The sequence below is a fragment of the Acidithrix ferrooxidans genome, from assembly GCF_000949295.1.
GTDB lineage: Bacteria > Actinomycetota > Acidimicrobiia > Acidimicrobiales > Acidimicrobiaceae > Acidithrix > Acidithrix ferrooxidans.
Genome location: NZ_JXYS01000071.1, coordinates 20,784 through 30,828, shown reverse-complemented (window position 1 = coordinate 30,828; position 10,045 = coordinate 20,784). Strand labels below are relative to the sequence as shown.

Genomic DNA, 10,045 nt, shown 5'->3' with positions numbered 1-10,045 from the left:
ACGTAACGATTATCAATGGACGCGAAGCTCGAGCTATCAAACGACAAAGAAACAAGGCCGTCGGTCAACTACAGCACAAGATCAGCAAGTGCAAGAATGGATCTAAGAAGCATAAAAGGCTGGTAACTGCGAAGAAGAAGATCAACTCCAAAGCAAAGCTATCGCTTCGTGACTTTGATCATCAGGTTTCCAACAAGGCGGCCAATCACGTCATTAGCCACAACACCGCCAGAGTTATAGTTGGTGACGTGAGGGGCATCGAGAAGGAGACCAAGTCCAAGCGGCGCATGGGCCGCCACGGTCGTCAACAACTCTCCCAGTGGTCAAGGGGTCGACAGGAACGCTACCTCAAAGACAAGACCGGATTAGACCTAGATTTCCTGAACGAATCAGGTTCAACCAAGACCTGTCCAGCGTGCTTGACACGCAATCGACCATCAGGTCGGCCCTACCGATGCAAGAACCCTATTTGTGGTTTTACTTGTCATCGAGACGCTGTAGGAGCGATCAATATCCTCCAGAAGGCGTTATGCGGGGAATACACTCCAATTGGACCGGACATAAAAGTCCGAGTCACGTATCTCCGGGCTGTCGAGCGCTGGTCACTTGATCAACGTGAAGCACACCCCAAGGTGCAGTGCCGCAAGGCCAGAGCCCGAAGTAGTGCCCAGAACCGGGCCTTGTCTGAGGCAACTCAGATTAGCAAGCCGAAGCTAGCAAACTCATCCACCAGTACCGATTCATCGGTACCAGACCAGTTGGTCGTGGTGGCGTGACGGGAGCGATGCTTGGTAACCCCAACCAAACGGCGGAGCCAGAAGCCCCGTCCGTAAGGGCGGGGAGGTTCACCTCTCAATGAAGCTACCCTTTCACGGTTTATGGGCCTTAGTGGTCATCGATAGTTTCTATTGGCTATCGATGAGTTTTTTGGTTGGATTTATCGCCTCCAAAATACCCCTTAGGTGGCTATCTCCACGACTAGAGAGCCTAAGTGGGCGCTCGCTGTCGGATAGAATCTCTTTCTTACGGATGAGAACGAGGGTCGATAGATGGAAGTCGTACCTGCCCGAAGGCGGTGGTTTCTTTGGCGGTGGGGTTTCTAAGTCTCACCTCGGAAGTCGTGACCTCGATGGGATGAAGGCTATGCAAAAGGAATTTGTCCGTGCATCATTCGTCCATCAGATCCTGATCATCCTTTGGATTTTTCCATTTTTCTTCAATCCGTATTGGATGGGTGTGACTATGGGTATTTACGTCTTTTTCGCTAACGTTCCATGTTTGTTATCGATTAAATTTTCGACCTACAGATTCGAACTTTTATTGCGTAAGATTGAGTCGAAAGGTTCTTAGGAGTCCTTTTTGAAGAAGCTTTCGCGGTAGTAGCGAAGCTCTTCAATCGACTCCATGATATCGTCCAACGCCCTATGTCCTCGTTTTTTAGTGGGCGTTTCAGCTGAAATTTTAGGAGCCCATCGCCGGGCAAGTTCCTTGATCGAAGAGACGTCTATCGATCGATAGTGAAGATAATCATCAATTGAGCTAGCATGTTCAGCTAGAAATCGCCGATCGGTACCGATTGTATTTCCACAAAGAGGGCTACTTCTTGGGCTTTTAATATGGGACTTTATGAAGTCAAGCGTCTTTGTCTCTGCGCTCTGGATGGTTTCTGTCGAACTTCGAATCTCCTCCAAAAGGCCACTAGTGGAATGCATGGATTTAACGTAGCTATCCATCTCTAAAAGCTGTTCCTCCGAAGCGTTGATAACCAGGTCAGGGCCCACTTCTATAACTTCTAATTCATCGTTGGTTATGATTGTCGCAATTTCAACTATTACATGCCTCTTAGGGTCGAGGCCGGTCATTTCAAGATCTATCCAAACTAGCACCCTACGAAGTCTAGCTATCTTGGGGGTATGATGTAAGGGTAAAGGAGAATCGTGACCGATATCAGACCTAGTCAAAAACCTTTTATTGTGATTCCAACCTACAATGAGGCTGGAAATATCGTAGGCGCCCTAAATAGAATTCGCCTGGCGGTTCCAAATGCCCGTGTGATTGTAGTTGACGATTCGTCGCCTGATGGTACAGCGGATCTGGTGAAGGCTCTTGTGGTTGATGACGAGTACATCGATATTCGGGTTCGTCCTGCAAAGTCTGGTCTTGGTTCTGCATATCGATTTGGCTTCAAACTGGCACGCGAATCGGGTGCGACTGCAGTGATTGAGATGGATGCTGATCTCTCACACGAGCCCGAGGCGCTTCCTGAGCTTTTGAATGCTTTAGATGATGGCGCAGAGATGGCCATTGGCTCTAGGTACATTCCCGGCGGCGAATCACCTGGGCTATCGCCTAGCCGTCTTGCACTTAGCATGGGTGGGAACATCTATGCTCGCATCGCGTTAGGAATCCCAGTCAAGGATGCGACTTCAGGTTTTCGAGCTTATCGTCCGTCGCTTTTGGATTCGATCGATCTTGATACGGTGAGCGCTGATGGATATGGGTTTCAAATCGAAATGGTCTTTAGGGCAACTCTTCTTGGTGCCAAGATCGCAGAACGGCCGATTATCTTCAATCAACGCACCGAAGGCGTCTCCAAGATGTCAAGGATGATAGTAATCGAGGCGATCTCCCTTTGTAGCGTATGGGGACTCCAGAGACGTTTTCGTCAATTACGAGGCAATGACACCGATTTTGTTCCTTATCACAAGGGCAATAAGAGCGTGGTGCGAACCCTTGTCTCTTCAATTAAGGGATAATAACTCAAAAGTAGTTTTTAAGTTGGAAGACCAAGCAAAGGCCCTTTCTTCGTGATAGTCACTGAATTCTCATGTGGTTGCCTATGTCAGTAATAAGGTATCGTCGGGTTGACCCTAGAGGCAAGGTGCCAAGATACGCCCACGACGGCGATGGTGGTTGCGATCTCTATTCGATTCAGAGTTATCTTCTTGAACCGCTTCAAAGGGCAACTATCAGAACCGGCATAGTCCTAGAGATCCCAATGGGTTTTGGGGGCTTGATTTTGCCTCGTTCGGGTTTGGCGAGCAAATTTGGCGTAACACTCTCTAATTCTCCGGGACTTATTGATTCGGGTTATCGCGGGGAACTTATGGTTGCGCTAATTAACTTAGACCCCAAGAACTCCTTCGCCATAGAAGAAGGAATGAGAATTGCTCAACTGGTTATCGTTGAAGTTTCACAATTTATCTTTGAGGAAGTTGAAGAACTTGAAGGTACAGACAGAGATCGAGGCGGTTTTGGATCCTCCGGGTTAGGTTGAATTTGAGCCAGTTCTATTGGTAGCCGCCGAGAGCTTTGGTGAGAACATCTCTCTTGGATTCATGCGGGATTTTAGCTTTTGAAATTGATAAACCCCTCTTGGCACCTTACATTGGCTTCCGATCAAGGGATCATATGGGCTGATGGGCGCTGGAACTTATCAAAATATCACAAGATGATCAATGGGTAAATCATAAGGAGTTCAAATCTAATGGGTTATGGAACGATAAATCAATCTCTCCTCCTTGGTCTATGGTCCGTTTCTTTTGAAATAGGTAGCTTGGGATAATAGAATCTATTTTTATCGGGAATTATTAGGGGTTTTCATGGGCTGATCTCATGAAGATTGCGTTTTAGGTAGTGGGGTAGTGTGCAAAAGCTAAGTGGACTCGATACGGGATTCTATTATCTGGATTCACCCGGAATGCATTTGCACATTGGCGTTGTGTTGATCTTCGACGGTACCTCGATTCCTATTGAGGAACGCCTCGCTGCGACTAAGGCACAGATTCTCGATCGCATTCACGCGATGGACCACTTTAGTCAAAAGATCGCTGAGATTCCCTTTGGACTCGGAGAGCCATATTGGACGAATGATGCCAACTTCAATATTGACAACCACGTCAAGGCTGGGGTTCTAGATTCAATCGATAGGGACCGTCTGGTTGAACTTGCGGGTGAGTTTATCTCCATTCCACTCGATAAGGCTAGGCCACTGTGGGAGATTATGGTCCTCCCGCACTTAGATAAGTCGCGCTTTGCCTTGGTTGCCAAACTTCATCACACTATGATCGACGGAATTATGGGTATAGAGGTATTAGCCAACCTCTTTGACTTTGAGGCTAATCCGAGGGAATTTTGGGGACCCAAGGCAGTCGCGGTCGAAGCAGAGGAGGTAGGAATGGCGAATCTGGTCGGTATCTTTGCGAACTCGTTAATCGATAAGTTTCAATCGGTCCCTGAGGACGCCCGTAAAACGATTTCGGCCCTTTCTCAGTGGTTAAGTTTTACCTCAGATTCCGACAACTCTAGGCTTCTAAAACCCCTATTTGCCGCACCGAAGACTCCTATTAACGGAGCGCTTACAAGTGAAAGAGTGGCTCATTCAATCACGTTTCCTCTAACGAGGCTCAAACTTTTAGCCAAAGCCGCACATGTCACAGTGAATGATCTATTGATGTCAATAGTTTCCTTCGCACTAGATGACTACCTCAAAGGTAAGGATTGGCAAGGTGGAGTTGATCTCGTCTCAATGATGCCTATGGCCAATCATCGCCGGGATGATCAAGGTGGTTCAAATCAGATCAGTGCTCTCTTTGTATCTTTAGGAAATTCGATCACAGATCCAAAGGATCGAGTTGTCGAGATAGCTCGAGCTACCTCGGCTGCGAAAAGATTTCATCGCAAAGCCGATCTTGCAGAACTAGTTCGATTGACGCACTATGTGCCACCGCTTTTCACCTGGGCACTTTCTCGGGTGGCACATCAGCTAAAGGCATTTGATTACATAGGCCCCGCTTTTAATATTCTTATCTCCAGTGTTAAGGGTCCAGATCAACCACTCTTTTTCGCAGGAACAAAACTGGAGGAAGTTATTCCCTTTGGTCCTCTAGCGGATTCAACTGGTTTGAGTGTTACCGCTGTAAGCTACAGTGGGCAAATGGTTCTAGGGCTGGTAGGCGACTCTAAATTGGCTGGCGATGTAGTGAAGTTTGGGGATGCCATCTCCGATGCAGTGGAGCTGCTTGAATCGATATTTTCAGCGGCTTGAAAGCATTAATGCAAGATCAGTTTTGTTGAATTGTTGCCAAGGCTTTTGGCTTGGATCCATAAGTTACAACTTTGTAATCGGATTTTCTTTAAGTGAATGAGCTTGACGATCGTGCGGTTATACTGGTTAGAGCAATTGCGGACGTGGCTCAGTGGTAGAGCATCACCTTGCCAAGGTGAGGGTCGCGGGTTCGAATCCCGTCGTCCGCTCCAAATTGAATAGTAATCCCCTAAAGTTTGTTCATAATCAAAGACATATGCTAAGAGGGCCGTCTTCGTCTTTTTTTCAAAATGAAGTGCGTTACTTTACTCGTTAGGTTACGGGTTAGAGATATACCTGGACCCCGCTAAAAACTGAAAGAACCATTACGTTTGAGTGAGTGGCGCCTACACCATTTACTTCAATGACGAGGCCGCCATTAGTCAAACATCGTTTTTGCGAAATGCTGTCGTTTTTGCGAACTTCTTATAAAAAGAATACAGGAGATGCCCATCGTCAAGGAACCGATATTGGCAAAATCAAGATGGATGAAACTCACATCAACTCTTCTGAATAAGTGGGTAATAGCTTTCAACGAAAATATCCCCCGAAAAAGATCCCCGGAAAGAGATTAATTGAGGAGAGAGAACGCCCTTTAAATCAGGGGTTCCACCCAATTGCAGCAGCCCATTCTTCGGCGGCGACCGCTATAACGTCGACTATCGGATCCTTGGTATCTGAATAAGTGGCGGTGTCGTCACAGAGTTGACTAAGGGCGAGCTTGAATTGACCATAGGCGACTACCGCTTCAGGGTGTGCTCTAAACCAATCACGAAATAGAAGCGCTAACCGCTCGTTCGGCGATCCAGTAAGCCTTACGTGTAGATTTACATCAATTGCACCGTCTATGCGACGCAACCAAAGGCGCTTTGACCACAAATTGGAATTATCAAGTCGGCCCGCGGGAACATGGTCTAATGTAATCTGTGACAACTCAAATCCGAGTGACTCAAAAAGACCGCTTCGGAAACGTTTTAAGGCATCGAGATCGTAAACACTCAACTGGATGTCTAGAACATTCTTTGACGCCATTGCCTCGATAGCAGTGCTACCAATATGATCAATTCGATCTGCAAGATTACCAAGCTCACTCAGAAGGTCAGCAATCAATCCTTCGGCTTCGACCGGCCATGAGGGGCGGTAATTGACTACTAACGGTTTGACTAAGTACACTTGATCAGCCTATCGTTGTGATTATTCATGAATAGTTTATCTTGCTGATTAGAGCTCCCCGAAATCTCGTGAACTTCTATGGACGATTCGTAGCAAGATGATCAAGACTCTGAGTGCATCGAAATATCGGCCCTCCCCCATAGAAACGGACCCGCTAGAAACGCAAAAGTCCTATATATTGGCCTACAGATTCGCTTTGGGACGGAACATTCCAAGTAAGTGTTAAATCCATGACCGTATATTGGCGGTTGCTACCCTGAGAAGCGTCAAAGGTGTAGCAGGAAAGAGGATTCTATTTGGGATTGAGTTTGCAATGCAATCGTTATCATAGGTACCACGGGCCTGAAAGGGTTTTCTCGGCGTCTTCTCCATCACAAGCACTGCTAAGGTCTCAATAGTATCTAATGTTTGGATGTCGGATCAAGGTTTCCAAAGACGTGCCTTTTTGGGTTTCAGATAGATATGGCCAACGATTTCATGTTGGGCTCTTGAATGCCATAGCCCAAAAGCGAGCTATGGCATCGGAGACTTTTGTCCATGACTGCCAAATGGTCGATGATCTGGAATTTGGCAACTGTTGTTTTAGCGGATCATCGAGTGGCTAGGAGATTCAAGGGCGAACCTTGCTTGGCATGGATAGGTAGATTTCGGCACCTCCGTCGACGAATTGCGCCGATTTTTCTGCCATGGGGTCTTTTAAAAGCTCGCCATCTGCGGTTTTGAGTCGTTGCGAAAGGGCCATTGAACAGAACTTAGGTCCGCACATTGAGCAAAAGTGGGCTTTTTTGGCTGCGGGAGCGGGGAGTTCTTCATCGTGAAAGGCTCGAGCTTTTTGTGGGTCAAGTGAAAGGTTGAATTGGTCCTCCCACCTAAAGTCAAATCGAGCTCGAGATAGTGCTAGGTCTCTTTGTGCTGCCCCCAGGTGGCCTTTAGATAAGTCACCAGCGTGTGCCGCGATCTTGTAAGCAATCATACCTTCTTTTACGTCGTCTGCATTTGGGAGTCCCAAGTGCTCTTTGGGCGTAACATAACATAACATTGCGGTTCCATGGCTTGCAATTAGTGCAGCACCAATCGCCGATGTGATGTGATCGTATCCGGGTGCGATATCTGTAGTTAGTGGTCCCAACGTGTAAAAGGGCGCTTCGTCACAGAGTTCGACCTCTTTTTGCACATTCTCAGCGATACGATTTATTGGTACATGACCAGGGCCTTCTACCATTACCTGAACGTCGTGGGCTCGACAGATCTTTACTAATTCACCAAGGGTAGCCAATTCGGCAAATTGAGCTTGGTCGTTAGCGTCTGCGATAGATCCCGGCCGCAGTCCATCACCAAGGGAGATGGTGACATCAAAGGTTGAAGCAATTTCACATATCTCAGCAAAATTCGAATAAAGGAAGTTTTCTTCATGGTGAGCAAGTGCCCAAGTTGCCATTATCGAACCTCCACGACTGACAATTCCGGTAACCCGTGGAATCGTCAGAGGAATGTGGCTCAGGCGAAGACCCGCATGAATTGTCATATAGTCGACCCCGCCCATTGCTTGTGCAATCATCGTCTCTTTGAATGCTTCGAAACTGAGATTTACGGGGTTTCCACCAACCCGTGCGAGCGTTTCGTAGATTGGCACTGTGCCAATCGGGACTGGGGAGTTTCTAAGAATTGCATCTCGGGTTAGAGCAATATCTGCTCCGGTGGAAAGATCCATGACCGTATCGGCACCCCATTGGATCGCGGTATGGAGCTTGGTTACCTCGTCGCCAATGTTGGCAGAGACTGAGGAGTTGCCTATATTGGCATTTACCTTTACCAAAAAGCGTGAACCGATGATCATTGGCTCGGCTTCAGGGTGGTTGATGTTTAGTGGAATAATGGCGCGACCCTTGGACAGTTCTTCTAGGATAATGCCAACGTCGACCCCTTCTCGGATTGCGACAAATTCCATTTCTGGGGTGATTATTCCTGACTTTGCATAGCCATACTGGGTAGGGCGTTTGCCTTTGTTGGCAACCCTAGGTGGCACTGAACCCCCAGTATTGGTTTTATCTGAATCTATAGCATGGGTGTCATCTCGGTTGGAAATCCACCTCTGTCGCAGCGGCGTAATTCCACTATTCCCAGGGGAATCTTCGCCAGTTGTATCATAAAGATCTAGCTTTACGTTATTTGAGTTTTCATCGAGTTCGTCGAGCACCACTCGTCGAAATGGTACTTTTATGTCAAATAAGGAACCATTAACGTAGACTTTAGATGGTTGTTCACTCATGTAAGGTACTCCCTCCGCCGGCGTTATCCGGATCAGGTCAGACGGTCGGTTTACCGCAATTAGCGGATCCCTCTCAGCAATATAGCTCCCGTGTTTTCGAATCAAACGCTAGTCGCCCGTGGCGAACTTCCACGCCTAGATTTAGTATTTGCCTTTTTTAGCTGGAGATTTGGATCGATAAAATGTAGATAAAAGGTTATAGAAATGATGCATAGACGATTAAGACATGCTCTTAGTCGTCTATGGGTTTAAACCGATTTCGCTCTAATGAATCGATAGCTCAACCTATGAATCCTGGTTTGTCTTATAGTAAGTGGCTATTGAGCGCCTCTATTGACAATTAGTACTATAGAAAATGGCGCCATTATTTTACCTAATCAAGTGCATTAACAGATGGATTTGAACCAAGATAAGTCCAAATAGGATAGGAGTGGGGCTAAAGGTGAAGATACTTTAGATCTTAATAGACGCGTTATGTTTAATTGCAATCTGACGCGTAATCTACTGCAATTATAAATTTTAGGTTTGTGTGTATTCCTTTGTAATTGAGTTCTATCGACTGCGATGCCATGGCTATTTCGGCCTCCTTATCCGAGCCCTTCGATAAGGTGGTTTCCGCCATCTACCACCAAGAGGTGTCCGTTGATGTAGCTAGCTTCATGGCTAGCCAGAAAAGTTACGGCGCTGGCAACCTCCTTCGGTAGTCCTGAGCGTCCCATTGGAGATGCTAGACCGTGGTGACTCTCTGTCTCGGTCTGAGCTGGTGTTGCTATCCATCCCGGAGCAATTGCATTCGCAGTAATCAAAGCCTTGGCGTGTTCGACTGCTGTAGTCTTTGTGAGTGCCACCATCGCTGCTTTAGCACTCGCATATGGTCCTTCGTTCACCACTGCACCGATTGGCCCGGTCGTTGAAGCGATGTTGACGATTCGTCCATATTGGCGATCAACCATCGTTGGCAATACATGTTTGGTCATCAAAAAGGCAGTTGTAAGATTGCGATCAATTGATTCCTTCCACTTCGCCAATGGAAGTTCGAAAAGAGGTATAAAAGTTTCAGGCGCCGTAATAGTCCCCATGCCGGCATTGTTTACCAAGATCGAGAGGCCCCCAAAGAGCTCAAGGGCTGCTTGAACTATCTGCTTGGCGTTTTGTTCTAAGGTTAGGTCTGCAACGATGCCATGAGCTAGGATTCCTTGGTCTTGAAGCTCTTTAACTCGCATGAAGATCCGTGTGGTAGTCGATGTGATTACGACTTTTGCGCCCCTATGACCCAGTTGGCTGGCACAGGCAAAGCCGATCCCACCTTCGCTGCCAGCACCGGTTATGATCGCTACGTCACCTTTTAGTGAAAACATTTCCCTACCCAAGTATTCTGATTATTTTGAGCCATAGCATTTTGAAGGCGAGGCTGATCAAAGATTGATCCTCAGTGTCTCCGAGCTAGCGCGCACAGATCGCTAACTTAGCACGTTTCCTGGTTCAGTGAGAGGTACATGAGTGAGAGGTAAATCATC

Annotated in this window: 9 protein-coding genes and 1 tRNA gene; 6 read left to right on the top strand and 4 right to left on the bottom strand. The window is 47.1% G+C overall.

Annotated features, from left to right (window positions below; genetic code table 11):
• Together AXFE_RS10870 and AXFE_RS10865 are read left to right on the top strand one after the other, a co-directional pair.
• On the top strand, positions 1–776 hold a 776-nt coding region (locus tag AXFE_RS10870), incomplete at its 5' end, for a zinc ribbon domain-containing protein (RefSeq protein WP_152626038.1).
• A gap of 79 nt (positions 777–855) precedes the next feature.
• Positions 856–1,350 carry a glycosyl-4,4'-diaponeurosporenoate acyltransferase CrtO family protein gene (locus AXFE_RS10865; protein ID WP_052605882.1) on the top strand — a complete coding sequence of 165 codons (495 nt, stop codon included), beginning with the start codon at positions 856–858 and terminating at the stop codon, positions 1,348–1,350.
• On the opposite strand, the gene orn is transcribed toward AXFE_RS10865, so the two are convergent.
• Positions 1,347–1,886: an oligoribonuclease gene (gene orn, locus AXFE_RS10860; protein WP_052605881.1), complete on the bottom strand. Its 540-nt coding sequence runs from the start codon at positions 1,884–1,886 to the stop codon at positions 1,347–1,349. The two genes, AXFE_RS10865 and orn, sit on opposite strands and share 4 nt — an antisense overlap.
• A 51-nt stretch (positions 1,887–1,937) precedes the next feature.
• Here orn and AXFE_RS10855 point away from each other — a divergent pair, with 51 nt between their 5' ends.
• From AXFE_RS10855 to AXFE_RS10840, 4 genes are all read left to right on the top strand, one after another.
• A complete protein-coding gene (locus AXFE_RS10855) occupies positions 1,938–2,756 on the top strand; it encodes a polyprenol monophosphomannose synthase (protein ID WP_200891261.1) in 819 nt (272 codons plus the stop codon).
• An 83-nt stretch (positions 2,757–2,839) separates the two neighbouring features.
• On the top strand, positions 2,840–3,277 hold the full coding sequence (gene dut, locus AXFE_RS10850; protein ID WP_082058681.1) for a dUTP diphosphatase: 438 nt from the start codon (positions 2,840–2,842) through the stop codon (positions 3,275–3,277).
• Positions 3,278–3,646: 369 nt separating this feature from the next.
• Entirely contained in the window at positions 3,647–5,047 is a 1,401-nt protein-coding gene (locus AXFE_RS10845) for a wax ester/triacylglycerol synthase family O-acyltransferase (protein ID WP_052605879.1), read from the top strand.
• Between the two features lie 137 nt (positions 5,048–5,184).
• Positions 5,185–5,259, top strand: a tRNA-Gly gene (locus AXFE_RS10840).
• A gap of 427 nt (positions 5,260–5,686) precedes the next feature.
• Here AXFE_RS10840 and AXFE_RS10835 read toward each other — a convergent pair.
• The 3 genes from AXFE_RS10835 to AXFE_RS10820 all read right to left on the bottom strand — a co-directional run bounded on the left by AXFE_RS10835 (position 5,687) and on the right by AXFE_RS10820 (position 9,886).
• Positions 5,687–6,259: a GrpB family protein gene (locus tag AXFE_RS10835; protein WP_052605878.1), complete on the bottom strand. Its 573-nt coding sequence runs from the start codon at positions 6,257–6,259 to the stop codon at positions 5,687–5,689.
• Positions 6,260–6,869: 610 nt separating this feature from the next.
• Positions 6,870–8,528, bottom strand: a complete 1,659-nt coding sequence (gene thiC, locus AXFE_RS10825; protein ID WP_052605876.1) for a phosphomethylpyrimidine synthase ThiC — start codon at positions 8,526–8,528, stop codon at positions 6,870–6,872.
• A 587-nt stretch (positions 8,529–9,115) separates the two neighbouring features.
• On the bottom strand, positions 9,116–9,886 hold the full coding sequence (locus AXFE_RS10820; protein WP_052605875.1) for an SDR family NAD(P)-dependent oxidoreductase: 771 nt from the start codon (positions 9,884–9,886) through the stop codon (positions 9,116–9,118).
• Positions 9,887–10,045 lie beyond the last annotated feature (159 nt).